The following is a 24,104-nucleotide window of genomic DNA, read 5'->3' on the forward strand; positions in this document are numbered from 1 at the left end:
TCCTTCAGATTCCACCTCACGATGGACACCCTTGTCTTCAGCTAGTGGTTGGTACTATTAACCCCCACATCAGACTTTCACTGACTAGCAAATATTCATGCCAGGCAAACATAAAAGGGCTCCACTGCTGGAAGCCCTCAAGTTATGAGTATAAAATTTATATCTAATTATTTTTTAGTCTGTCAATTTCTCTTTTCACAATTTCCAACTCACTAGTAAGAGTATTGGCCAGATTTTCTAATCTTGTTATTTCACGCTCCCTGCATTCAGAGCTGTTAAATTCTACTGCTTCATTGTTCTTAGCAGATCTATGATGAGATCTTCCACCGTGAAGTGCAGCACCTCCATAAATTTTCCCACATTTTCTGCCATGACCAGAACCAAACCCTGGATCATTTTTAAATCCTCTTCCTGCTCGATTGGATACAACATCAGCTGTATATCCCGTCTGGCCATTTCCTGTACAACAACCTAATCCTCTTCCTGGCATTGGACCACTAACTTCTGGACCTCTTCTAAATCCTACTGGCATAATCAATCACTCCTTATTTTAATAATATTGAACATATGCTCTTTATCTTGTAATTGCATTATACTCTTGTTTTGGACATATGTCAATAATCAAGAAAAAATTTTTGCTTTAGTACCGGGTACTTGTAAAAAATTGTAATTTAGAATAAAATTTATTTATCAATTTTTTACAAGTACCCGGTACTAAATGTTATTTTTCACTAATGTTCTGGATTCATATTTAATTTGAGTGGCTCAACATTTTCATCAAAACCAGTTTCTCTTTCAGCAAGACGTTTTGCAATTTTGATAAATTCTCTAGAAATTTCAGCTTCTGGTTCATCAAAAACAATTGGTTTTCCAGAATCACTGCGGCGTCGAACTTCCGAAATTAAAGGCAGCTGACCAAGCAATTCTGTTTTCATGAAGTCTGCTAAATCCTGGCCTCCATTTTCCCCAAAAATGTAGTCTTTATGTCCACATTCAGGACACTTATAATAGGCCATATTTTCTACTACTCCAATGATCTTATGCTCCATCTTATCTGCCATGGCTCCAATTCTGCCTGCTACCTTAGTTGCTGTTATCTGTGGAGTAGTGACAACTAAAGTTTCAGCATGAGGGACCTTCTGCATAATATTTAAGGGCATATCTCCTGTTCCTGGAGGTAAATCAATCAGCATGTAATCTAATTCACCCCAGCGTACATCTTTAAAAAACTGTTCTAGTGCTCCGGCAAGCAGTGGTGCACGCCAGATCACTGGTTCATTTTCTCCCACAAAAGATCCCATAGAAATTGCCTTAATTCCATTAACTTCTGGAGGAATGATTTCCTTTTCACTAACTGCTCTGGGTTTATCGGTAACTCCCAGAATGCGAGGAACACTAAAACCTCTTACATCTGCATCTATAATTCCAACTTTATATCCCAATTCTGCCAGGGCAGTTGCAAGATTGACAGTAACAGTAGATTTTCCTACTCCACCCTTGCCACTTGCTACAGCAATAATTCCCTTATTGATTGAGCCGTGTTCTAATTGTGCTTTCTTTTCTTTAACATCATACATTAAATAATCACCTCATTATATATTATGGTCATTTGTTCATTTAACTGTTTTAACTATAACACTTTTTTATTTCCAATTCAAGTAGCAAACTTACGTCTAATTTTTTTTATTATAGATTTTCATTTTACTTCATTTTAGGATAGAATAATATACAAGACAATTTATTTTGTTCAGCTAATGAACTCAATTTAAGCTAACTAATATCTAATCCATTAATAATTTTATCAAAGGGTGTAAATAAATGAGAAAAGAAAGATTAATCACTTACCAGGAAAGTCTAAAATTAAAAAATAGCATCTATATCGACGCCAGAACTAAAACTGAATATCAGGAAGCTACAATCCCGGGTGCAGTTAATATAGAATTACTTAATCACGACGAAAGAAAAATTATTGGTACTATTTATAAACATCAGAGTCCCAAAAAAGCAAAGTTAAAAGGAGTTGAATTAGTTTCTCCAAAAATTCCAGATTTAATTGCAGAAGTTAATCAGCTTGCTCAAAATTATGATAATCTAATTATATTTTGTTCCCGCGGTGGACTTCGCAGTAAAAGTCTGGCTGAGTTTTCTGATCTGGCAGGAATTGAAGTTTACAGATTAGAGGGGGGCTATAAAAATTACCGTCATTATATTATGGATCAACTTGAAAACTATAAATTCAAAGGAAAAATAGTTGTTCTCCACGGTAATACTGGTGTCGGTAAAACCTATATTTTAAAAGAATTAGAAAAACTGGGAGCAAATATTATTGACTTAGAAGGAATTGCCAACCACCGGGGATCAGCTTTCGGCAGTATTGGACTTCAGAAACCATATAATCAAAAATATTTTGAATCTCTACTCTGGAATAAATTAAAGAATAAAGATCAAAAAAATGACTTTATTTTTGTAGAAGCTGAAAGTAGAAGAGTTGGACATTCCGTAATTCCAGAGTTTTTTAACCAGAATATGAAAGCTGGTGATGATTTACTGATTACAGCTTCGATGAAAAAAAGGGTAGAAAATATTTATCTAGAATATATAAAAGACATAGAAAGTAATCAGCAGGAATTTATTGAAAGAGTTTTAGAATCTTTAACAGCAATAAAAAAATATATAATCAAAAAAGCTGGTAAAAATTCTTATTATAAGCTTTTAGAACTGGCTGAAGCAGCTAACTTTAAAGAATTAACTAAATTACTTTTAGAAGAGTATTATGATCCAATGTATGAACATTCTCAAAATAAAGTTAATAATTATAGAGCTGAAATCCAGGCTGAAGATATCAAAAGAGCAGCCCTTAAAATTAAAAATCTCTATCAAATTTAGTAGGTGTTTTATTAAAATACAGGAGCTGATTAAAATGTCTGATGAAATTAAATTCTCTTCTATGGGAGGAATTGAAATCCCTCCTCGAGAAGAATTAAATACTGATTTACAAATTGAAGAATTACCACTGCCAGAGGTTGTTTATTTACCTGTCAAACAGCATATTGGTCGACCTGGTAAAATAATTGTTAACAAAGGTGATTATGTTAAAAGGGGCCAGTGTATTGTAGAAGAACAGGAGGGAGTTTCCGCCAGACTCCACGCCAGTGTTTCAGGAGAAATTCTGGATATTAAAGAAATACCTGATGGCATGGGGGGAAAATCAGAGGCTATCATTATCAAAAGAGACCAAAATTCAGAATTTAAAAGGATAGATTTTTCATTAAAAAACAAAAAAGAAAAAAGTGCTGAAGAAATACGAGAGATTATTAAAAACTCAGGTATTATTGGAATGGGTGGGGCTGGATTTCCTACTCATATCAAATTATCACCACCTGCAGATAAGCCCATTGATACTATAATTATTAATGGTTCCGAATCTGAACCTTATATTGCTGTTGATGATCGGACAATGCAGGAAAAAACAGCTAAAATTTTTAGAGGCCTGGAACTGATTAAAAAAGCAGTTGGAGCAGAAAACGGCTTTATTGTTTGTGAGGAAAATAAAAAAAATGCAATCAAAAAATTAGCTGCTGAATCCCAAAATTGGCCTGAGTTAAATTATCAGATTGTGGATTCACTTTATCCTCATGGGGCAGAAAAAATGCTGATTGAAGCCTGTTTGAATCGAGAAATTCCAGAAGGCGAATTGCCCATGGAAGTTGGAGTCATAGTAAATAATGTTCAGACTGCAGTTGCTGTTGCAGAGGCTGTAGATGAGCAGCAGCCTGTAGTTGATAGAATAGTTTCTGTAAGTGGATATGGTATTAAAAATCCTAAAAACCTGATTGTGCCGCTGGGAACTCCAATTAAAGAATTAATTGATTACTGTGGTGGTTTAGTTTCTAAGAAAAGTATTTTAATAATTGGAGGAACAATGACCGGATTTAGAGCTGAGAGTACAAAAATTCCAGTTTCTAAAACAGGGTTTGGAATAATTGTATTATCAGAGGCTGAATATAAGGAATATGAAAGCAGGGTCTGTATTCGCTGTGCTAAATGTGTTGATGCATGTCCTGTTTATATTACTCCCAATAGAATTACTGATTTTATAAATAATGATTATTTAGAAGAAGCTGAAGCTTTAAGTCTTGCCAGCTGTATAGAATGTGGAAGCTGTGCCTATGTCTGTCCTGCCGGCAGGCCGCTGCTCAGATGGTTAAGAGAAGGTAAAGCGCGAGTAAGAAAAAGAAATAATTAATGGAGGTGGCCTAAATGAATTTAAAACTTTCTGGTCCTCATATTGGAACAGATGATACAATAGAAAAAACAATGTGGAATGTTGTGCTGGCTTTAATACCAGCAGCTGCAGCCGCAGCGGTATTTTTTGGTTATTATGCACTCTTTTTAATTTTTTCAACTGCAGTATTTTCAGCTTTATTAGAATATCCTTTTACTAAAAAATTTCCGGGTGATGGCAGTGCTTTTGTAACCGGAATGCTTTTAGGAATGAGTATTCCTGCTGACTCCCCTTTCTGGCTGCCTTTAGTTGGGGCATTTTTTTCAATAATCGTTGCTAAACAGCTTTTTGGTGGTCTGGGAAATAATATCTTTAATCCAGCTCTGGCCGGTAGAGCAGTTATCAGGATTTCTTTTGCCAGTCATTTTAGCAGCTGGCCTGCACCCTTTGATGCAGTTGCCGGAGCTACACCCCTGGCCCAGCGAGCAGCCGATTCTTCTTATACTTATCTCAGCGAAAATGGTCTCAGTGGACTCTGGAATTTATTTAGCGGAAATATACCTGGGGCTATTGGAGAAACATCTGCTCTGGCATTATTAATTGGTGCAGCCTTTTTATATTATAAAGGTTATATAGACTGGAGAATCCCCGGGGCTTTTATAACAGCAGTAATTATTACCTCAGCCTTACTGGGAGTTAACCCGGCTTTAAGTATTTTTTCTGGTGCTGTTATTTTAGGAGCGTTTTTTATGGCAACAGATATGGTCACATCCCCTGCTGCTAAAGAAGGTAGATTGTTCTTTGGAGCTGGCTGTGGAGCTTTAACTGTCCTGATTCGCTATTTTTCCAGCTACAGCGGTGGAGTTACTTTTGCAATTTTAACAATGAATAGTCTCTCCTATTTATTTGATCATTTATTTGAAGGCTTCCACTATGGTCAGTATCAAATTCGAAAAATAAACTATAAAATCATTGGAGCTGCTGTTATTGCTGCAGTAATAATAGTTTTATTTAGTTATTTTTCTCTATTAATTTCTTAAAAATAAATAAGATAATATAAAAAATAGTTAGAAAGGAGAATGATTAAATGAATAATAATTTGAGCCTGGTAAATAAAATAAGTCTTTTAGGCTTACTTGCTCTACTTACAGGGACAGGAAACGGAGTCTTTTTTGCTCTTATTTTTACTCTAACACTTAGTTTTTCAGCAGCAGTTATTAAAATTATTTATTTACAATTTGAAGATTTTTTTCAGAAAAAAACAGGCGAGATAATTCTCTGGGGTACAGGTCTTGGAATTTCTTATTTCCTTTATGCACTGCTGCCGCAAATTTTTAAAAGTCAGGTAGAATATTTTAACTATTATTTTATTTTAATTGGAGTTACACCTCTGCTTTATGCTGAACTTAAAAATAGAAGTTTAGTTAATTTTATAATTAACCATACTTTATTTTTTGATTTAATGCTTGCAGTTTCACTTTTAAGAGAGCTGCTTGGTCAAGGTAGTATTTTAAACTATCAAATATTTACAGAACCACCTCTCTCACTGGCTGCAAATCCCCCGGGAGCCTTTTTAATACTGGGTCTGGTAGCTTTTATTTATGAAATAATCATCAACAAATTCAAATTAGAAAAAAGAACTGCTAATGATGCTGAATTGGAAAGTGGGGTAAAATATGAGTAAAATAATTTTGCTTTTCTGGGATCAGCTTTTAAATAATAATACAGTTTTGATCTCTTTTACAGCAGTACTGCTGATCATCGTAGAGACACCAAAACTTAGAGCAGCTTTTAAAGATGGGTTGGTTATCACAGGTGCTATGGCCTTTAGTACAGTATCTGCCTGGATTTTTTCTTATTATCTCAGTTCAGCTGCCTTTCTACTGCCGGCTATTTATTTCTTGAACTCGCTGATTGCAGTTAAATTAATAAAAACTGGAAATCTACTGCAGGGAAATTGGATCGCGGGTATAAAAAGAGAATTTATTGCTCTCCCGGCTTTATTATCATTACAGTTTAATATTATAGAAAGAACAAATTATAATTATCAGGATTTAATTATTTTAGCAGCAGCTCTGACAACCATTTATCTTATTTTTATTGTTATTGCTGCTATAAAAGAGCAGCTGGATCTTAAAGAAAGTAAGAAAATTTTTCACAAAGAATACACCCTATTTTTAGTTCTTGCTTTTTTAAGTGCTGTAATGTCCGGTTTTGATTTTTTATAGAATATTTAAGCAGACAGATATTAAATTTTAATCTGTCTGCTTTTTAATGATTATTTAATGATTATTTTAAAATTTTATTAAAGTCGAGCCTTAAAAAACTTTAAGGTTATTTTATATTTTTATATTATCCCATCCTTTATCAGATCATACTCTCCACTTCTAAGCAGAGAACAGAGCTCCCTCATATCTGATGGCAGCCCCGCGGCAGCAATTCCTCCTCTTGCTAAATCTTCCTCCTCATGAAAATCAGATCCAGAAATCATTTTTAATTCATGTTTTTTTGCATAACACAATGCTTTATCATTTTGTGAATCATGGCGCGGATTACCATTATAGACTTCCAGACCATCCAACAGAGCATTAGATACAGGAGCCATTCCCGGTCGAAATGGATGAGCCTGAAAGACTAATACTTCGTCTTTTTGATCTACAGTTAAAGTTCTAAATTCTTCTAAAGAAAGCTGATACAAATTGGGGTGTTTAAACAAAAAATCTTTATTTAATCCATAAATCAGATATTCATTTGGATCATCACCAAATTTAATCTCAAGTCCCAGAAAAACTTTAAAATCCAAATTTTTCGCAGCCTCACAGGCAGTCTGATAACCTTTTAAATAATTTTCCAGTTGATCTTTCCAGCTTAAATAAGATATTTCCTCAAAAAAGCGAGCATAATAATGATCGGTTAAAACTAAGGCACTATAGCCAGCCTCATCATATTTTTTTACCATTTCTTCTGCTCCAATTGACCCACAGCGGCTGGTTTCAGCACTGTGGGCATGAAGTTCGATTTTATATTTTTTCATAAATTTACTCCTCTAGCTTAGCATTCTAAATTATTTACCATTTTTCCTGATGAATAATCTCATCACTTAACCTATCAACTTTTCCTTTTTCTTCAGCGGGATAACCAACTGAAATTAAAGAAAGTGTTTTTACATTCTCAGGTGCTTCTAAATACTCACTTATTGCTTTTTCCCTATCTTCAGCCGGATGACAGCCAATCCAGACTGCGCCAAGATCCAAAGAAACAGCCTCCAGTAAAATATTTTGAGTTGCTGCTGAACAGTCCTGAACCCAGAAACCATCATATTTTTGCTTATTTAGATCTGCACAGACTGCAATTGCCAGTGGTGCCTCTTTTAACATTTTGGCATAAGGATGAATTTCAGCCAGCTGATTAAGACGTTTTTTATCTTTAATCACAATAAAATGCCAGGGCTGTTCATTACCTGCTGAAGGAGCCGCTACAGCTGCTTCTAATAATTTTTTTATTTTCTCTGCTTCTACTTCTTGATTCTTATATTTTCTAATACTTCTGCGTTCAAAAATTTCTTTCATTAGTAATTCCTCCTTCTCATCTTTAAATAAAATTTTAAAAATAAACTTAAGTATACTAAAAGTAAAGATTTCCTAATATCAATTCCATAAATAATTATACAGTATAAAGAAGTAATAGTTCAAAAAAAGACCAACTCCAATATCAAAATATTAAAGTCAGCCTTCTTTTTCTCATTATTAAATTATATACTTAATTTAAGCAATTGATTTTCAAAATTAATTCAAAAGCCTAAACTACTTATACAGTTCTTTCTTTTTTGCCAAGATAAATTGCAACAAGTAGTACTAAAGCTACAGCTAACCAGCCAAATGTAATAACCTCAGCTAAAGGATAACCGCCATAGACAGTAGCAAACTCAGAAATTACATTCTGAATTAAACCAATACCAATTAAAACTGGACTAACAAACTTAACCATAGCCTTCCAGGTTGGTCCAACCTGCAGATCAGAACTTGGGTTCATATTATCTTTAATCTTATCTAAATCAAAAGCATAACTTAAAACAAGCATTTCCACAAAACCAACTGTTAAGAGACCAAAGATATTAACAAAGTGATCAAAAATATCTAAAATTGCCAGACCACCCTGAGTCACCATCGGTAATCCCATTAAAAATCCTACAATTGAAACTATTGTAACAGCCTTTTTACGGCTTAAACTAAAGTTATCAATTAAGGATGAAACCACTGATTCAATTAAAGAAACACTTGAAGAAAGACCAGCAACTGTTAAGGATAAGAAGAATATTAATCCAAATAGCTGTGGCAGAGCTGGTAATAAGTTAATTGCCTGTGGAAAAGCAATAAAAGCTAATCCAATACCAGAGGTAGCAACATCTGCAATACCTACACCCTGTTCTACAGCCATATAACCTAAAACACCAAATACACCGATACCGGTAATAATACTGAAGGCAGCATCTGCAAAAGCAGCAATGATACCATTTTTAATAACATCCGATTTTTTAGGCAGATAACTTGAATAGGCAATCATAATTCCAAAACCAAGACTTAAGGTAAAGAATATTTGACCATAAGCATCAATCCAGATACCTAAATCAAAAATTCTGCTGAAATCTGGTGTTAAAAATGCTCTAATTCCCTCCATGGAACCTGGTAAAGTTATACCTCTAAATACAATAATTAAAAGCATTCCTGCAAGTAAAGGCATAAATATTTTACTTGCTTTTTCTATACCTTTTTGTACTCCTCCAGCAATAATAGTATAATTTATTGCCCAGATTGCAATTAAGGCAAAGAAGATAGGCCATTGAACCCCACCTAAATTAAAGGCACTACCTGAAAACTGAAGAAACTCACCAAAGAAATAAGTTTCAGGATTGGTAGTCCAGCCCAGATTAAATGATTTGAAAACAAATAACAAACTCCAGGCAATAATAACAATGTAATAGACTGTAACTGTAAAGGCAACCAGTACAGACCACCAGCCTATCCATTCAAACTTTTTTCCAACTTTACGAAATGCACTTGGTGCTGAAGTTCTGGTGAAAAATCCAAAACCCATTTCCAGCAGTAACAGAGGTATACCTGCTGTCAGCAGAGCAAAAATGTAGGGAAATAAAAAGGCACCCCCACCATTTTCGTAGGCCATATAGGCAAAACGCCAGATATTACCAAGTCCCACTGCTGAACCAATTGTTGCTAAAACAAAACCAACTCTACTTCCCCATTGATCACGTTGTTCCATTTTACTTTCCTCCCTCTCTCTTCTTTACTACTCAATTTATTTTTTCCTGATATCTCTGGCTCAGCTAATCTTTTTAAAAATTACTTAAAATATCACCTAAATCTCAGCTCAATATAATCTAAATTCTCCTGCTAAACAACTTATTACTTTAATAAAGATTATATACTATTCTCAACTCATCTATTCAGGTTGAATGTATTATAACAAATATATAGAATGATTTCCAGCTTTTATGAGAAAAAACAATTAAATGTATTTAACTTTACTTAATCGTTTTCATATCTCAGAGTTAATTTTATCATTTTACAAATACTACCATTGTTGAATTGGGATGTTAGTGTAAAATAAAAGTGGGATTTAGAAATTGATGCCTGAGCTCTAATATGATAAAATAAACAGGCAAAAGTAAATATTATAAACGAAATAACAAGGGGGGATTTATTTATGGAAAGAGAAAATTGGACTTCCAGATTGGGTTTTATTCTGGCTGCCTCTGGATCTGCTATTGGTCTGGGCAATATCTGGCGTTTCCCATTTATTACTGGAACTAATGGGGGCGCAATTTTTATTTTAATCTATCTAGCTGCAATTTTATTTATTGGTTATCCAATTTTAGTTTCGGAAATGTCACTGGGAAGAATCACTTCTAAAAATCCGATTGGTGCTTTTAAAAAAATGGCACCTAATTCTGCCTGGCCACTGGTCGGAGCACTTGGTGTCTTATCAGGTTTTGTAATTTTGAGTTATTATTCTGTTGTGGCCGGGTGGGGTATGTCCTATATTTTTAAGTCTTTAAGTTTTACTGCTGAAAGTAATTTCCCAGCAATATTTTCTAGTCATATCAGCAGTTTTACTGAACCAATTCTGTGGCACGGAATTTTCATGTTTTTAACAATTGCTGTTATTGGGGCTGGAGTCGTTAATGGAATTCAGAAGCTGGTTAAAGTTTTAATGCCGATTTTATTTGGCATTATCTTTTTATTAATCATTCGTTCTGTAACTCTGGAAGGAGCTGCAGCAGGTTTAAGTTTTTATTTAAAACCTGATTTTTCAGCAATTGACTTTCAGACCTTTGCTGACGCAATCTCACAAGCGTTTTTCACCCTGAGTCTGGGCATGGGAGCTATGATAACTTATGGTAGTTATTTAAGCAAAAAAGAAAGTATTAGTGAAAGTGCAGGCTATGTTTTAATTTTTGATACAGCTGTAGCTTTACTGGCTGGTTTTGCAATTTTCCCTGCAGTTTTTGCTTTTGGTCTTGATCCGGCATCGGGACCTGGCTTAACCTTTATTACTCTGCCGGCAGTTTTTACTCAGATGCCCTTTGGAACATTTTTCTCATTAATTTTCTTTATGCTGCTGACAATTGCAGCCCTAACCTCTTCAATCTCAATGCTTGAAGTGGTAGTTGCTTTTTTAGTTGATGAGTACGAATGGAAAAGAAAAAAAGCTTCCTATTTAATGGGCTTTTTGATCTTTTTAATTGGAATTCCATCACTTTTGGGCTACAGTTCGTTTTCTAATTTCAGCTTTTTAGGAATGGATGTACTTGATACTTATGACTGGTTTTCTAACTCAATTTTTCTGCCAACAGGAGGTATTTTAACTTCTATCTTTGTTGGCCACATCTGGGGCAGCAAAAATGCAGTTAAAGAAGCAAATAAAAACAGCCGCTTTGAAATTGGAAATATCTATACTATACTGTTAAAATATATTGTACCGACAGCTGTTTTATTTATCATGCTCTTTAATATCTATCAGACAATTTAATTATTGCTTTAATAAATTTTAGGAGGTTCAAATTTGGTAAAAAACAAAGATTTATGTGTTCATTATGATCGCTGTGGAGGTTGCTCAATACAGGAAGTTCCCTATTCTGATCAGCTCGAAAATAAAAAAAATACGTTGTTAGACATTTTTAAGGAAAAAGAAATAGAAGTTGATAATTTTGAAGGAATTCTGGCAAGTCCTGAGATATATGAATACCGAAATAATATGGAATTCAGTTTTGGAGATCTAGAAAAAGGTGGTAAGCTGCAGTTGGGAATGCATCCCCGGGGCAGAATGTTTGATGTAATTACAGTTGACCAATGCTTATTAGTTGATCAGGATTTTAGAGATATTTTAAGTACTATTATCGAATACTGTCGGGTAAATGAATTTAAAAAATATCATGTCAAATTAAGAGAGGGTTTTTTGCGCAATTTAGTAATTAGAAAAGGAATTAATACTGGAGAAGTTGTAGCCAACCTGATTACTACCAGTCAGCAGGATCATGATTTTACTTCCCTGACTGAAAAGTTAAAAGCTCTTAATTTAAAAGGTAAACTTGTGGGATTTGTGCAGACTATCAATGATGATTTTTCGGACCAGGTAAGCTGTGATGAAATGAAAATCTATCACGGCCGCAATTACTTTTATGATCAGCTGCTAAATAATAAGTTTAAAATAGATTCTCTTTCTTTTTTTCAGACCAACACAAAAGGAGCTGAACTATTATATTCTGAGGCAGAAAAATACATTGGTAGTGCTAAAGACAAAATAGTATATGACCTTTATTGTGGAGCCGGAACCATTTCGCAGTCTATCGCTGCTGATGCTGAAAAAATATATGGAATAGAAATTGATCCAGATGCTGCAGAAAGAGCAGCTGAAAATGCTGAAATGAATAATGTACAAAATACAGAATATATTGCTGGAGACGTACTGGAGGAAATTAATAATATAGAGCAACAGCCCGATCTATTGATTATTGATCCACCAAGACCGGGTATCAATCCTAAAGCTCTGGCTAAAATTGCTGCAGCAGATTCAGACGAGATTTTATATATCTCCTGTAATCCTAAAAGTCTGGCCAGAGATTTAAAAGAACTGGAAATACATAACTACAAATTGGAAAAGTTCAAAGCTGTAGATATGTTTCCTCATACAAAACATCTAGAAGTAATTACTCTTTTAAAGAAGGTTTAGTTTAAAGAAAGTTTAGATTCATCTCTGAAATTAAATGAGTAAATAACCTGAAACCAAAAATATTAGCAGCAAATATCTAATAATTTAACTAAAAACCATCTACTGCAGCTTAAACTATAATTTAAAAACTGCGGCAGATGGTTTTTTTATACAAATTTATATTTACGCAAAAAAAGTGTTAATCCCAATTAACAATAAAATAAAGCCCCCAACATAGTCTGCATATTTTTCTACTAATGCTATATGTTTAATGTAGACTACTATTCTAAATGCAGCTGCGGTAATTATGGAAGCAATTAAACCAATTACCAGAGAATCCTGAAAAATCAATGCATAGTCAAAATCAAAAAGAAGCGAAAAACCTGCTCCCAGAGCATCAATACTGACACTAACTCCAAGCACAACAACTGTCCAGAAACTGAGCCGTCTGTAGATACACTCTTCTCCGTTTTTATAACCTTCCCTGATCAGAAAAATTCCTAGCAGAAAAATCACCGCACCACTAAAATAATTAGAGATGGTAAAAAAATTACGATCAATATAGTTTCCGGATAATCCTCCCATCAGAGCAAAGAAAAACTGAAAAAATCCAAAAGAAAAAACTACCTTAAGTTTTTCTGCTGCATTTGTCTTTGTTCCACAGCCAATTGCCATTGTAACTCCTGCTGCATCAAGAGCCAGTGCCAGTGCTACTAATAAAATATTAATTTGAGACCCCTCCATATTCATTAAACTTTAATTACATATTTTTAATTATATAAGTTAGTAATTAATATCAATTATATACATTATTATTTATTATAAGTTATCTAACTTAAAGATGCAATTAAGAACACAACTTTTATTATAAAAATAAAACATCAGGCTGAAAATTTGAAACTTTAGAACAAGAATAAAAAATTATTAAATACAATTTTACGTTGAAGTTTCACTTTAATTAAAATCTCTGCTATAATTAAGTTAACACTTACAGAGGAGGAAAAATTATGGAACATAATAGTTTAGAAACTGCAAAAGCAGCTATTAAAATGGCTATTTCTACTAGAAGTGAAGAAAAACAATTAAAAAAAGAGTTTGCAGCTGACGAGATAAATACTGCTGCTGTAGATTTTGGTGGTGAATTTAATAAATCTGTTCCTGAAATCATTGAAAGAGCAGTAATTGCTGCCAAACGTGAAAATATAATAGACGAATCACATGTCGCCCAGGGAGCAGTTGCTGGAGCAGCTCATGATGCAGTTACTCAGATTATGCCCAGAACAATGGGTTTAAATGTCGGAGGTAAAATTGGTGTTGCCCGCAGTGGGGAACATATAGTTGTTGCTGTCTTTTTTGGAGTTGGGATGTTCAATTTAAATGAAGTTACTGTTGGTTTAAGTCACCGTTCATTACTTGATAAAGAGGCTTAATTTGTTAATTAAATCACTGCTTTATATTAGCTCATTAAGTTGACAAAGGTACACATATAATAGTATAATAAAGAAAATCAAATAACTGGTAGCATGGTAATACGGTAGGAGAATTTGTAGGGAAGCTAAAGCTATTTGTTTAGACAAGGGGTATTTTTACCTAATTTTAAGCTAAATAGCTAAGAGCAATTTAACACTCCACCAGGAGTGTTTTTTTATTATCCCCACTACCAGTTAGAAAGGGGAATAAAAAATGAAAAAGACTTTTTCGATTTTAATTGTTTTAACAGTTTTTTTAGTCTTAATCAGCAGCTTTGCAGGTGCCCAGGAGTATAGAATAGGTATTTCGCAATTTGTGGAACATCCTGCTTTAGATGCTGCACGCGAAGGTTTTATTAAGGGACTTGCTGAAGCAGGCTTTAGTGAAGAAAACATCGAATTTATTGAACAAAATGCACAGGCTGATTTTGCCACAGCTCAATCTATTGCTCAGCAGTTTAAGGGGGATAACCTTGACTTGATACTAACAATTGCTACTCCTAATGCTCAGGCTGCAGCAAATGTAATTACAGATACACCAGTATTATTTACTGCTGTAACTGATCCTGAAGAAGCAGGTATAGTTGCAAGCATGGAGCGTCCAGGTGGAAACCTGACTGGAACTACAGATATGAATCCGGTTGCTCAACAGATTGAATTAATTAAAGAATTTATTCCCGAAATAACTGATCTGGGAGTCCTTTATAATCCAGGTGAAGTAAACTCTGTTGTCCAGGTTGATCTGGTAAAAGAAACTACAGCAGAAATGGGAATTAATTTGCATGAAGGTACAGTCAGCAACAGCAGTGAAGTTAGTCTTGCTGCCTCATCCTTAATCGGAGATGTTGATGCAATTTATGTTCCTACAGATAATATTATTGTATCTGCTTTACCTTCTGTTTTAAATATTACCAATCAAAATAATATCCCTGTATTTGCATCAGAAAATGGGCAGGTGAGACAGGGTTCAATTGCTACTTTAGGAATTGACTATAATTTATTAGGAGTTCAAACTGGTAAAATGGCAGCCCGGGTCTTAAATGGTGCTGATCCTGCAGAAATGGCAGTAGAATCTTCAGATCAATTGAAATTATATCTAAATAAAAAAGCTGCTGAAAATTTAAACCTGGAAATTCCAGCTGCTGTCTTAGATAGAGCTGATGTAATTTACGAAGAAATTACACAGGAATAAAATTTAGAATAACTTTAAATAAAATATGTAGTTTAGAAATGGTGTGAGGTGTGTTATGAATCTAAGTTTTGCAATTACGTCTTTAGAACAGGGCCTGGCCTTTGGGATCATGGCCCTGGGTGTATTTATATCTTTTAGAATTCTTGATTTTGCTGATCTTACTGTAGACGGCAGTCTCCCTTTAGGAGCTGCAGTTTCGGCAAGATTATTAACCATGGGAATGAATCCTTTTATTTCTCTGGGAGCAGCTATCATTGCCGGTGGATTTGCTGGAGCAATTACAGGGTTTTTAAATACTAAATTAAAAATTGCTCCTCTCCTATCCGGGATTTTAACTATGACTTCTTTATATTCTATTAATTTAAGGGTCATGGGCAGACCAAATATTCCACTGATAGGTAAAGATACCATCTTTTCTTTTATTAGAGATCTTGGTGTTCCTTATCCCTGGAATAATCTGCTTTTATTAATTTTAATTATTGTCGCTGTTAAATTAGTTCTGGATGCATTTTTAAATACCCAGATTGGTTTTGCTCTCAGAGCTACTGGAGATAATCCACAGATGATTAGAAGTATGGGAATCAGTACCAATTCAATGAAAATGCTGGGATTAATAATTTCCAACGCTCTAGTTGCATTATCTGGTGCACTTGTTGGTCAGTATCAGGGATTTGCAGATGTAAATATGGGAGTTGGTACAATTGTAGCCGGTCTGGCTTCCGTTATTATTGGTGAGGTTGTAATTGGAGAAAAATCAATTATGATTGCAACTATTGGAGTTATCATTGGTTCTATTCTTTATCGTTTTAGTATTTCTATTGCCCTGAATCTGGGACTTGCAGCTTCTGATTTGAAATTATTAACAGCTATACTGGTTATTATTTTTCTATCAACTCCAAGAATAAAAAAAGCATTGAGGTGATAAAAAATGCTGAAAGTCAAAAATTTAGAAAAAATATTTTATAAAGGTACTCCAAATGAGAATGTAGCAATTAATAAAATTGATTTAACTGTCAATGAAGGAGATTTTATTACAATAGTAGGTAGTAACGGAGCAGGTAAATCAACCCTTTTGAATTCTATTGCTGGAGTTTTTCCAGTTGAAAATGGTACTATAATTTTAGATAATGAAGATATCACAAAAAAATCTGAATACAAATGTGCTCAGGAAATTGGGCGAGTCTTTCAGAATCCACTTGCTGGAACTTCTCCTGAGATGACAATCGAAGAAAATCTATCACTGGCTATTTCTAAAAGCAATAATCTTTCTCTTAAATGGGGTTTGAGCAAACATAAGAGAGAAATCATGCGTAAACACCTGGAAAAAATTGATCTAGGGCTAGAAAAAAGGCTAACTACAAAAGTTAAGCTCCTATCTGGTGGACAGAGGCAGGCTTTAACTCTTTTGATGGCGACGGTAGCTAATCCCCGTCTGTTATTATTGGATGAGCATACAGCTGCTTTAGATCCTGCAACAGCAATTAAAATTAAAAATTTAACTGCAGAATTGGTCAATGAAAATAATATTACAACATTAATGATTACTCATAATATGGAAGATGCTATTAAAATGGGCAACCGTTTGATTATGATGGATGGCGGCCAGATTATTTATGATATTAAGGCTGAAGAAAAAGAAGAATTAACAATAGAAAAACTGCTCAAAATGTTTGAAATCAAGCACGGTGGTAAATTTAATAATGATCGGATGTTACTATCAGTTTAACAAAAAATTTCAATATGATTATTCAGGCTCCCTTATAACACAGGGAGCCTTTTATTTTAAAATGTCTATTTTTTGATTATTAATTTAAATTTTTATAATTCAATCTTAACTTCTTCACCAGGTTTAAGCATATATTTTTTTTCAAAAACATTAGATTCAAGTATTTCATTATTTTCAACATTCGCTTTTAATTGAAATATATTTTTATTTAAAATTACTTTAAACTTTTTATTCCTGTAATTTAGATTAAATTCTACTTCTCTCCACTCCTGACAGAGAACAGGTTTAAATGAAAGACCTTCTTTATCAATTTTTAAACCAGCGAAACCATTAACTATTAACTGCCAGATTCCTCCTGCAGCAGCAGTATGAATACCTCCAATAAAAGTACCTCCACTGACAGCTTTATTAGTACTCATTAAATCAATAAATGCTGATTTTTTAAAATAATTATATGTTTCCTCTGCTCTCCCCAGTCTAGCAGCAACAACTGCATACTGAGAAGGACTTAAGGAAGAACCATGTTGAGTTCTTGGCTCATAATAGTCATAATTGGCTGCCAGTACAGTTTCTGAGAAAATATCATGTAAAGTAAATAATTGAATTACATCTGCCTGTTTTATTACCTGAGTAAAAACAGCTACTCCATTGGGCCAGCCCCAGTATTCGTCTTGATTGATTAATCTTTCTTCTAATACTTCTGCTGTTGTATCTTCTAAATCAAAATAACCATCAAACTGTTCAATCAAGTTATCTTGATCTGGACAGGGAAGATAAATTTTTTCAGCTATCTGCTGCCAGGAAGTAATCTCAGATTCAAGTAAATTAATTTTTTCCTTTAACATTTCTAGTTTCTCAGGATATTCATTTTCCATTTTATGATAAAAATAAAGTGCTTTTTTAAGGGCAAACTGGGTCTGATAATTAGTAAAAGCATTATTGTCTACATTCTCATGATATTCATCAGGACCTAAGAGTCTAATTATCTCATAGTGGTCTTGATACTGGTTATAGTGAACTCTGGAATGTAAAAATCTTGCTACTTCAAATAAAATTTCACTTCCATAATTTATAACAAAATCAATATCTTCGGTAGCAAGATAATATTTCCAGATTGCATAACTAATATCAGGAGACACATGGATCTGCCAGTCATTAAAATGATTTCTAATCTTACGGCCGCTGATGACATCTTTAAAGAAAAAAGAAGGACATAATTCTTCCCCAGTTTTTCCCGATATCCAGGCATAAAAAGCACCCGCATAACCAAGTTCTTCTGCTTTTTTTCGAGCCCCTTTTAGTGTATGATATCGATATTTCAAAATGTTTTTTGCAGTTTCAGTTTCAGTAAACAAAAACATCGGCAGATTGAAAATTTCCTGATCCCAAAAAGCTGCTCCCTGATATGCCTGGCAGGATAAACCGCGAGCTCCAATTGGCAGACGTTCACTATGAGCAGGTGCAGCAATTATATTATGATAAAGATTAAATCTCACTGCCAGCTGATCCAGAAGATTACCCCTGACTTTAATATCCATCAGTTCCCATTTTTTATCCCAGACTGCCTGATGTTCTCTTCTCAAATTCTCAAAACTTGATTCCAGAGCAGCCGCTGCATCATTCAGGGCAGCCTGAAGTGGATTTGCCAAATCATTGCTGGAATAAACAATCATGTTTCTAGCCAACACAATTCTGTCTGATTCAGCATCAACACTAACTAAAAGATAAATAGATTTTTCTTCATTTTCTACTTTTATATTCTTAATTTTTCCTTTTTTAAATTTGAAAGATAAAGCAGTCACTAAAGTTATTTTGCTTTCTACAGTATTTGCTTTTAAATATAAAGTGTTTTTATTAGAATTATATTCTCCTGTAAAGTTTTCAAGGTGAGTACCATTTAAATCCCAGACATCACCATTAATTCCAATTTTCAATTCAATCTCGTTAGCTTCAATATTATTAATTTGAAAATTATTTGCAATCAAATGTAAATTATCAAATGAGGCAAATCGTTCTGAAACTACTTCAATATTTTTATCTGCAATTGATTTTCTCCTAAAAATACCGTATTTATAATTAAAATTTAATTTAGTAGTCATTTCATTCTGGCCTGGATAATCTCCTAATCTTTCGCCATCTATTTTCAGCTCTGTGGTTAAAGCATTGGGAGAATTAGAAAGTTCTTTCCATTTTCCATCAGCCAGATCATAGGTATCTGTTACAACACAGGCCTGATATTGCTCCTTATTCCATTCATCTAATGTTCCTCTGTAGCCTAAATAACCATTACCACATAATAAATTGCTGCCAAAATGGACAAGCTGTTCTTCTTTTATACTTTCGATCTCTAAATTCCAGCCATCTTTAACTTTAAAAAAATCTTGATGATTCAATATTACTGCCCCCTCCATAAATTAAAACTATTTTCTTCATATTAGTGATGATCTAATTAATTTTTTGGCTTAAATTTATAAAATAATCACCCTTTAAATAAACAAAGAAATTAGGCCATCAAATTATAGTACCCCCTATAATCTGATGGCCTGATTTTCTCTAATTTCTAATCAGTTTAATATAATTTTAGTTAAATAAATATATATTTATTTAACCTTATTTTAAAGCAGCTAAATTTAACCCTTTACAGCCCCAGCAGTTAATCCGGCTACAATACGTTTCTGGAAAATCAATACTAAAACAACAATTGGTACTGTAACTAAAACTGCAGCTGCCATAATTTCTCCAAAGGGTTCCTGCCTTGCAAATTCACCCGAGAAGAATTGAATAGCTACCGGTACAGTTCTTGCACTTGGATCAATTGATGTAAATGTTAAAGCAAAGAGATATTCATTCCAGGCCTGGATAAATGATAACAAACCTGTAGTAACTAAAGCAGGTGCAGTAAGCGGCAGTAAAATCATATGAAAAGTCTGAAATGGTGTTGCTCCATCCACTTGAGCTGACTGCATAATTTCAATGGGTAGATCTCTAAAGAAAGAAGTCAGAACCCAGGTTGTAAACGGTAGGGTAAATAGTAGATATGTAAAAATCATACTTACCCTGGCACTTAAATTAAGTGCATTAATAACTGCATATAAACCTGATAACACTGTAACCTGAGGAAACATTGTCATAGCCAGTATAACATACAGAGCAGGTGCTTTTCCTTTAAATCTTAATTTACCTAAAGCAAAAGCTGCAAAAGAACCTGTTAATAACGCTAAGATGGTTGTAGAAGTGGCTACAATTGTACTATTAACTAGGCCTCTAATAAAACCACCATTTGCAAAAACTGCTCTATAATTTCGGGTGAAAATCGATATTTCTCCTGTATCTGGATCTCTAGGAATCAAAGTTGCTGGTGTCATATTTAGCTGCGCTTCTGACTTTAAAGAAGAAGCTATTGCCCAGTAAAAAGGGAACAATAAATATATAACAATTAGTGCCAGCACAAAATAGAATAAGACTTTCCTAAGTTTTTCTTTCTGCTTTCTTGTCATTCTGTATCAACTCCCAGGGATTTCATATAAAGAATAGCAAAAGCAAAAATAATGATAAAGATTATAACTCCAATTGCAGAGGCCATTCCCATTTGTCTGGCTGAAATCAGTTGAAAATAATTAAAACTTGCCATTGAATATCTTTTTTGTGAAAGCATTACCTGAAAAACATCAAATACTCTTAGAGCATCTAAAGTTCTAAAAATCAAAGCAACAGCCAGTGATGGCTTTAATAATGGTAATGTTATATTAAAAAACTGTCTAATCTTACTTGCACCATCAACCCTGGCAGCTTCATAAAGTTCATTAGGTATCATCTGTAAACCAGCCAGAATCAATAAGGCCATAAACGGTGTTGTTTTCCAGACATCAACTGCTATAATTGCTGGCAGCTGAAGGCTGGCATTACTTAAGAAAGAATAACTTCCATCAATTAAACCAAATCTATCACCAAGCATATTAAATAATCCGGCTCTGGTTGGCTCGAACATCCATTCCCACATTCTTGCAGAAACAACTGTAATAACTGCCCAGGGAACTAACATTACCGCTCTCATTGCACCTCTCCCTTTAAACTCACTGTTAACTACTAAGGCGACAACTAAACCAAACAGAGTTTCAAAAAAGACTGAAAAAAATGTGAAAACTAGAGTATTCCAGACTGCTCTAATAAAATCTGGTGTACGGGCACCAACCACATACTTGTTACCAAAAAAACTAAACTCAAAAGAAGGTCGATATAAATGTGGATCTCTGGGTAAAACCCGAATTGGTCTTTCAAATACCACTTCCCCACTCTCTTCATCAACTGCCTGTTCTCCTGTTTCTTCATCAATTACAGGTGGCAATTCTCTAATAGTAATTGATAATAATGCCTGGTAATTATCTAAACCAACAAACTCTGTTTCTGTAGCTGATGCAAATTCCCGATTGGTAAAACTTGTATAAAAAACCTGACCTAAAGGATACAAAGCAATTATAACTAAAATTAAAAATGCAGGTATTAATAATTTTAATGCAAGTTTCTGTTCTTCTTTCGCTAGATTTGATGAACTACTTGTTGCCATTTAATTCCCCCCCTTTATAAAATCTGGAGAGGGATTAATCCCTCTCCAGTTAATAAACAATTCTAAAGAATTCTACTTATGGCTGTGTTGGCTCACCAGTTTCAAATCCTGTAGTATCCATCAGATCTAATTCCAGGTACTCAATAGCTGATTGAGCATCGCTTTCACCAGTCAGTACTGAATGTACAGCCTGGAAGAATAGTTCAGATACCTGGTTATACTGAGGAGCAGTTTGAGTAGAAGGACGAGCTACAGCACTTGTAAATACATCATAAAGACTGCCAAAGAATGGAACTGCTTCAAGAACATCTTCATCTTCATATAATGATCTAATTGTAGGATTAAAAGATCCTTCAACAGCGCGCATCTTCTGTACTTCTTCTCCCGCTAAGAACATAGCCAGCTTGGCTGCTGCTTCAGGATGTTCACTGTATTTACTTACACTTAAGTTCCAGCCACCTAATGTCGCAGCAGAACTACCACTATCTCCAGCAGGTAAGGGGGAAACATCAAAATTGCCAGCAGTAGGTTTATCTTCTTGAGATGCTAGAGCATAAGCATAAGGCCAGTTACGCATAAATAGAGCATTACCGGCTTCAAACATTGCCCGTGCATCTTCTTCGCCCATACCTGTTACACCTGTAGGTGAAATATCTCCTACCCAGCCGGCAGCCTGGTCAATAATTTCGATTGCTTTCTCATTATTAATTGTTATTTCCTGATCTGTGCTTACAATTTTGCCGCCACCATTAGAATAAATCCATTCTAATGCATCACAGGTTAAACCTTCATAGGCATCTCCCTGCCAGACATAACCATAAAAATCTTCGTTACCTGCAGCTCTTTCTTCTTCCATAATATAACGAGCTGTTTCTTCTAATTCATCCCAGGTTTCTGGTACTTCCCGGTCATATTTTTCTAAAAGATCTGTTCTATAATATAAAAGTCCTGCATCTGTAAACCAGGGCATAGAAACCAGACGACCATCAGTTGTAGTATTGTTTTCTACAATTGCCTGAAAATGCTTATCTACAACCTCTTCTGCACCATAATCATAAAAATCAATAAAGTGCTCACCTAAATCACCAGGCCAGATAACATCCACCTGGTATACATCTACTTCTGGGCTTTCTGCTTCTAAAAACTGTAAGTAAAGACCCAGTCTATCATTAGCAAGATCAGGAGTTTCTAAAACTTCAACTGTCACATTTGGATTATCTTCCATATACATTTCAGCTGCTTTTTCAGTTAATTCTTTCTCCTGACCAACAGCCCCCCCGGCAACTGTCAAAGAAATTTCTTCTTCCTGCGCCAAAACTATCCCACTAAAAGCAATTACAAAAACTAAAGCGATAACTAAAACTAAATTTTTTCTCATTAATAATTCTCCTCCTTAAATAAGCTTGAATAATTTAAATTAATTATGTTAAAAATATATCTTAACTACCCCCTATTATTTGATATCACCTCCTTGTTAGTAGTAAATTCATTTAATTTATTTGTGCTTTCTCTAACCACAAGTTTATGTGGAATAAAGACTTTGTTATCTTCAATTTTTTCCTGATTGATTACCCTATTTAAAATTTCAATACTTCTCAATCCCAGTTGATATCCTGACTGCTTGATAGTAGTTAAAGCAGGATCTATATATTTACCCAGTTCAATTCCATCAAATCCAACTACTGAGATATCTTCGGGTACTTTTATATTATGTTCTTTTAAATAACTTATTACCCCAACTGCCATTTCATCATTAAAGGCAAAAATTGCTGTTACATCCGGGAATTTATTAATTATTTTTTTAGCGGCAGAATAACCACTTTCAAAAGTAAAATCACCTTCAATAAACCTTTTGGGATCATATTCTATGTCACTGAGCCTCAGTGCAAGCTTAACACCTCTCAACCTCTCCTGACTGGCAAGCAGATCTAAATCAGGACCTTTAATAAATGCAATATCCTGATGACCTACCTGACAAAGATATTCTACAACATCATAGGCAGCAGCAACATTATCCACCGTTACACAGCTGATCTCCGGGTCATTAATATAACCTGAAGCAAAAACAACTGGAATTTTATAATTTTTAACAATTGAAAGCAGATCATTATAATAGTTTGTCGTAATCAAAATAATACCGTCAATCTTTTTTTGCTTCATAATATTTAGATAACTCTGTTCCTTTTCTAATTCCCCATCTGAGTCACCATAAATTAAGGCAAATCCTCTTTCTCTGGCTTCTGCTTCTATCCCTTTGAGTAAATTAGCCAGAAAAGGTCTTTCCATTCCAGCACCAATAACCCCAATTAAGTTGCTTGTATTGGTCCGGAGTATTCGCGCAGAATCATTAATTTGATAGTCCAACTTATCAACAGCCTTCTTTACTTTTCTGGCTGTTTCTTCTCGAACCAGTGAACTATCATTTAAAACACGAGAAACTGTGCTTAATGAAACACCTGCTAATTTTGCTACATCTTTCATAGTAACATCCATATTTTTTCGCTCCCAGTCAATAATGAAATCCATTTCACTATTAAATATATTCAACACTAAATTAAAAGTTCCTGCAAAAATGTCAATTTTTTTTGATTATTAAAGTTATTTTGCCTAAAAAAGAGTTTTTTTGCGATAAAATACATTATTTAACGTTAAATATCAAATTTGAGTGGATAAATAGGTAAATTAAAAATTTTTATAACTTT

At 34.2% G+C, this 24,104-nt stretch carries 22 protein-coding genes; 11 read left to right on the forward strand and 11 right to left on the reverse strand.

Translation table 11 applies throughout. From position 1 onward, the window contains the following. Window positions 1-163 precede the first annotated feature (163 nt). Together C7958_RS04065 and C7958_RS04070 are read right to left on the reverse strand one after the other, a co-directional pair. Window positions 164-532: a DUF5320 domain-containing protein gene (locus C7958_RS04065; protein WP_111571397.1), complete on the reverse strand. Its 369-nt coding sequence runs from the start codon at window positions 530-532 to the stop codon at window positions 164-166. A gap of 199 nt (window positions 533-731) precedes the next feature. Further along, entirely contained in the window at window positions 732-1,577 is an 846-nt protein-coding gene (locus tag C7958_RS04070; RefSeq protein ID WP_111571398.1) for an Mrp/NBP35 family ATP-binding protein, read from the reverse strand. Window positions 1,578-1,818: 241 nt separating this feature from the next. On the opposite strand from C7958_RS04070, the gene mnmH reads away from it, so the two are divergent. The 5 genes from mnmH to C7958_RS04095 are packed head-to-tail and all read left to right on the forward strand — an operon-like array spanning window position 1,819 to window position 6,453. Continuing rightward, window positions 1,819-2,886 (forward strand): tRNA 2-selenouridine(34) synthase MnmH, encoded by a 1,068-nt coding sequence (gene mnmH / locus C7958_RS04075; protein ID WP_111571399.1) that lies wholly within the window; start codon window positions 1,819-1,821, stop codon window positions 2,884-2,886. Window positions 2,887-2,920: 34 nt separating this feature from the next. Continuing rightward, the gene (gene rsxC / locus C7958_RS04080) at window positions 2,921-4,246 is read left to right on the forward strand and encodes an electron transport complex subunit RsxC (RefSeq protein WP_166668458.1); all 1,326 of its coding nucleotides are present in this window, start codon (window positions 2,921-2,923) and stop codon (window positions 4,244-4,246) included. 14 nt (window positions 4,247-4,260) lie between these two features. Beyond that, complete coding sequence (locus C7958_RS04085) at window positions 4,261-5,265, forward strand: RnfABCDGE type electron transport complex subunit D (RefSeq protein WP_111571401.1); 1,005 nt, start codon at window positions 4,261-4,263, stop codon at window positions 5,263-5,265. Window positions 5,266-5,312: 47 nt separating this feature from the next. Then, window positions 5,313-5,909, forward strand: coding sequence for a hypothetical protein (locus C7958_RS04090; RefSeq protein WP_111571402.1), 597 nt, complete (start codon window positions 5,313-5,315; stop codon window positions 5,907-5,909). Then, window positions 5,902-6,453 carry a hypothetical protein gene (locus C7958_RS04095; RefSeq protein ID WP_111571403.1) on the forward strand — a complete coding sequence of 184 codons (552 nt, stop codon included), beginning with the start codon at window positions 5,902-5,904 and terminating at the stop codon, window positions 6,451-6,453. The genes C7958_RS04090 and C7958_RS04095 overlap by 8 nt, the downstream gene beginning before the upstream one ends. 119 nt (window positions 6,454-6,572) lie before the next feature. Here the strand turns inward: C7958_RS04095 and C7958_RS04100 are convergent, their stop codons facing one another. From C7958_RS04100 to C7958_RS04110, 3 genes are all read right to left on the reverse strand, one after another. Continuing rightward, the gene (locus C7958_RS04100) at window positions 6,573-7,259 is read right to left on the reverse strand and encodes a PHP domain-containing protein (RefSeq protein WP_111571404.1); all 687 of its coding nucleotides are present in this window, start codon (window positions 7,257-7,259) and stop codon (window positions 6,573-6,575) included. A gap of 34 nt (window positions 7,260-7,293) precedes the next feature. Beyond that, the gene (locus C7958_RS04105; RefSeq protein WP_111571405.1) at window positions 7,294-7,794 is read right to left on the reverse strand and encodes a nitroreductase family protein; all 501 of its coding nucleotides are present in this window, start codon (window positions 7,792-7,794) and stop codon (window positions 7,294-7,296) included. Between the two features lie 238 nt (window positions 7,795-8,032). After that, a complete protein-coding gene (locus C7958_RS04110; RefSeq protein WP_111571406.1) occupies window positions 8,033-9,502 on the reverse strand; it encodes a sodium-dependent transporter in 1,470 nt (489 codons plus the stop codon). A 444-nt stretch (window positions 9,503-9,946) separates the two neighbouring features. On the opposite strand from C7958_RS04110, the gene C7958_RS04115 reads away from it, so the two are divergent. Together C7958_RS04115 and rlmD are read left to right on the forward strand one after the other, a co-directional pair. After that, window positions 9,947-11,272: a sodium-dependent transporter gene (locus C7958_RS04115; RefSeq protein WP_111571407.1), complete on the forward strand. Its 1,326-nt coding sequence runs from the start codon at window positions 9,947-9,949 to the stop codon at window positions 11,270-11,272. Between the two features lie 33 nt (window positions 11,273-11,305). Further along, window positions 11,306-12,472: a 23S rRNA (uracil(1939)-C(5))-methyltransferase RlmD gene (gene rlmD / locus C7958_RS04120; RefSeq protein ID WP_111571408.1), complete on the forward strand. Its 1,167-nt coding sequence runs from the start codon at window positions 11,306-11,308 to the stop codon at window positions 12,470-12,472. 162 nt (window positions 12,473-12,634) lie between these two features. Here the strand turns inward: rlmD and C7958_RS04125 are convergent, their stop codons facing one another. After that, complete coding sequence (locus tag C7958_RS04125; RefSeq protein WP_111571409.1) at window positions 12,635-13,195, reverse strand: manganese efflux pump MntP; 561 nt, start codon at window positions 13,193-13,195, stop codon at window positions 12,635-12,637. Between the two features lie 263 nt (window positions 13,196-13,458). Between C7958_RS04125 and C7958_RS04130 the strand changes: the two genes are divergently transcribed. From C7958_RS04130 to C7958_RS04145, 4 genes are all read left to right on the forward strand, one after another. Continuing rightward, entirely contained in the window at window positions 13,459-13,881 is a 423-nt protein-coding gene (locus C7958_RS04130) for a HutP family protein (RefSeq protein ID WP_111571410.1), read from the forward strand. 253 nt (window positions 13,882-14,134) lie between these two features. Further along, window positions 14,135-15,112, forward strand: a complete 978-nt coding sequence (locus C7958_RS04135; protein WP_111571411.1) for an ABC transporter substrate-binding protein — start codon at window positions 14,135-14,137, stop codon at window positions 15,110-15,112. Between the two features lie 55 nt (window positions 15,113-15,167). Then, window positions 15,168-16,034: an ABC transporter permease gene (locus tag C7958_RS04140; protein ID WP_111571412.1), complete on the forward strand. Its 867-nt coding sequence runs from the start codon at window positions 15,168-15,170 to the stop codon at window positions 16,032-16,034. A 6-nt stretch (window positions 16,035-16,040) separates the two neighbouring features. After that, the gene (locus tag C7958_RS04145) at window positions 16,041-16,838 is read left to right on the forward strand and encodes an ABC transporter ATP-binding protein (protein ID WP_111571413.1); all 798 of its coding nucleotides are present in this window, start codon (window positions 16,041-16,043) and stop codon (window positions 16,836-16,838) included. 92 nt (window positions 16,839-16,930) lie between these two features. On the opposite strand, the gene C7958_RS04150 is transcribed toward C7958_RS04145, so the two are convergent. The 5 genes from C7958_RS04150 to C7958_RS04170 form a co-directional block, all read right to left on the reverse strand. After that, complete coding sequence (locus C7958_RS04150; RefSeq protein WP_111571414.1) at window positions 16,931-19,231, reverse strand: glycosyl hydrolase family 65 protein; 2,301 nt, start codon at window positions 19,229-19,231, stop codon at window positions 16,931-16,933. 237 nt (window positions 19,232-19,468) lie between these two features. Further along, window positions 19,469-20,335 (reverse strand): carbohydrate ABC transporter permease, encoded by an 867-nt coding sequence (locus C7958_RS04155; protein ID WP_111571415.1) that lies wholly within the window; start codon window positions 20,333-20,335, stop codon window positions 19,469-19,471. After that, window positions 20,332-21,402 carry a carbohydrate ABC transporter permease gene (locus C7958_RS04160; protein ID WP_111571416.1) on the reverse strand — a complete coding sequence of 357 codons (1,071 nt, stop codon included), beginning with the start codon at window positions 21,400-21,402 and terminating at the stop codon, window positions 20,332-20,334. Before C7958_RS04160 ends, C7958_RS04155 begins: the two co-directional genes overlap by 4 nt. Window positions 21,403-21,478: 76 nt before the next feature. Beyond that, window positions 21,479-22,780: an ABC transporter substrate-binding protein gene (locus C7958_RS04165; protein ID WP_111571417.1), complete on the reverse strand. Its 1,302-nt coding sequence runs from the start codon at window positions 22,778-22,780 to the stop codon at window positions 21,479-21,481. A 65-nt stretch (window positions 22,781-22,845) separates the two neighbouring features. Continuing rightward, a complete protein-coding gene (locus tag C7958_RS04170; RefSeq protein ID WP_111571418.1) occupies window positions 22,846-23,895 on the reverse strand; it encodes a LacI family DNA-binding transcriptional regulator in 1,050 nt (349 codons plus the stop codon). Window positions 23,896-24,104 lie beyond the last annotated feature (209 nt).

Origin of the sequence: Halanaerobium saccharolyticum (assembly GCF_003259895.1) — a bacterium.
GTDB classification, from domain to species: domain Bacteria; phylum Bacillota; class Halanaerobiia; order Halanaerobiales; family Halanaerobiaceae; genus Halanaerobium; species Halanaerobium saccharolyticum_A.

What these genes read in the sequence shown, in the direction of transcription:
- C7958_RS04065 (WP_111571397.1), bottom strand. Translation starts at nt 532, where the DNA reads ATGCCAGTAGGATTTAGAAGAGGTCCAGAAGTTAGTGGTCCAATGCCA.
- C7958_RS04070 (WP_111571398.1), bottom strand. Translation starts at nt 1,577, where the DNA reads ATGTATGATGTTAAAGAAAAGAAAGCACAATTAGAACACGGCTCAATC.
- mnmH (WP_111571399.1), top strand. Translation starts at nt 1,819, where the DNA reads ATGAGAAAAGAAAGATTAATCACTTACCAGGAAAGTCTAAAATTAAAA.
- rsxC (WP_166668458.1), top strand. Translation starts at nt 2,921, where the DNA reads ATGTCTGATGAAATTAAATTCTCTTCTATGGGAGGAATTGAAATCCCT.
- C7958_RS04085 (WP_111571401.1), top strand. Translation starts at nt 4,261, where the DNA reads ATGAATTTAAAACTTTCTGGTCCTCATATTGGAACAGATGATACAATA.
- C7958_RS04090 (WP_111571402.1), top strand. Translation starts at nt 5,313, where the DNA reads ATGAATAATAATTTGAGCCTGGTAAATAAAATAAGTCTTTTAGGCTTA.
- C7958_RS04095 (WP_111571403.1), top strand. Translation starts at nt 5,902, where the DNA reads ATGAGTAAAATAATTTTGCTTTTCTGGGATCAGCTTTTAAATAATAAT.
- C7958_RS04100 (WP_111571404.1), bottom strand. Translation starts at nt 7,259, where the DNA reads ATGAAAAAATATAAAATCGAACTTCATGCCCACAGTGCTGAAACCAGC.
- C7958_RS04105 (WP_111571405.1), bottom strand. Translation starts at nt 7,794, where the DNA reads ATGAAAGAAATTTTTGAACGCAGAAGTATTAGAAAATATAAGAATCAA.
- C7958_RS04110 (WP_111571406.1), bottom strand. Translation starts at nt 9,502, where the DNA reads ATGGAACAACGTGATCAATGGGGAAGTAGAGTTGGTTTTGTTTTAGCA.
- C7958_RS04115 (WP_111571407.1), top strand. Translation starts at nt 9,947, where the DNA reads ATGGAAAGAGAAAATTGGACTTCCAGATTGGGTTTTATTCTGGCTGCC.
- C7958_RS04125 (WP_111571409.1), bottom strand. Translation starts at nt 13,195, where the DNA reads ATGGAGGGGTCTCAAATTAATATTTTATTAGTAGCACTGGCACTGGCT.
- C7958_RS04130 (WP_111571410.1), top strand. Translation starts at nt 13,459, where the DNA reads ATGGAACATAATAGTTTAGAAACTGCAAAAGCAGCTATTAAAATGGCT.
- C7958_RS04135 (WP_111571411.1), top strand. Translation starts at nt 14,135, where the DNA reads ATGAAAAAGACTTTTTCGATTTTAATTGTTTTAACAGTTTTTTTAGTC.
- C7958_RS04140 (WP_111571412.1), top strand. Translation starts at nt 15,168, where the DNA reads ATGAATCTAAGTTTTGCAATTACGTCTTTAGAACAGGGCCTGGCCTTT.
- C7958_RS04145 (WP_111571413.1), top strand. Translation starts at nt 16,041, where the DNA reads ATGCTGAAAGTCAAAAATTTAGAAAAAATATTTTATAAAGGTACTCCA.
- C7958_RS04155 (WP_111571415.1), bottom strand. Translation starts at nt 20,335, where the DNA reads ATGACAAGAAAGCAGAAAGAAAAACTTAGGAAAGTCTTATTCTATTTT.
- C7958_RS04160 (WP_111571416.1), bottom strand. Translation starts at nt 21,402, where the DNA reads ATGGCAACAAGTAGTTCATCAAATCTAGCGAAAGAAGAACAGAAACTT.
- C7958_RS04165 (WP_111571417.1), bottom strand. Translation starts at nt 22,780, where the DNA reads ATGAGAAAAAATTTAGTTTTAGTTATCGCTTTAGTTTTTGTAATTGCT.
- C7958_RS04170 (WP_111571418.1), bottom strand. Translation starts at nt 23,895, where the DNA reads ATGGATGTTACTATGAAAGATGTAGCAAAATTAGCAGGTGTTTCATTA.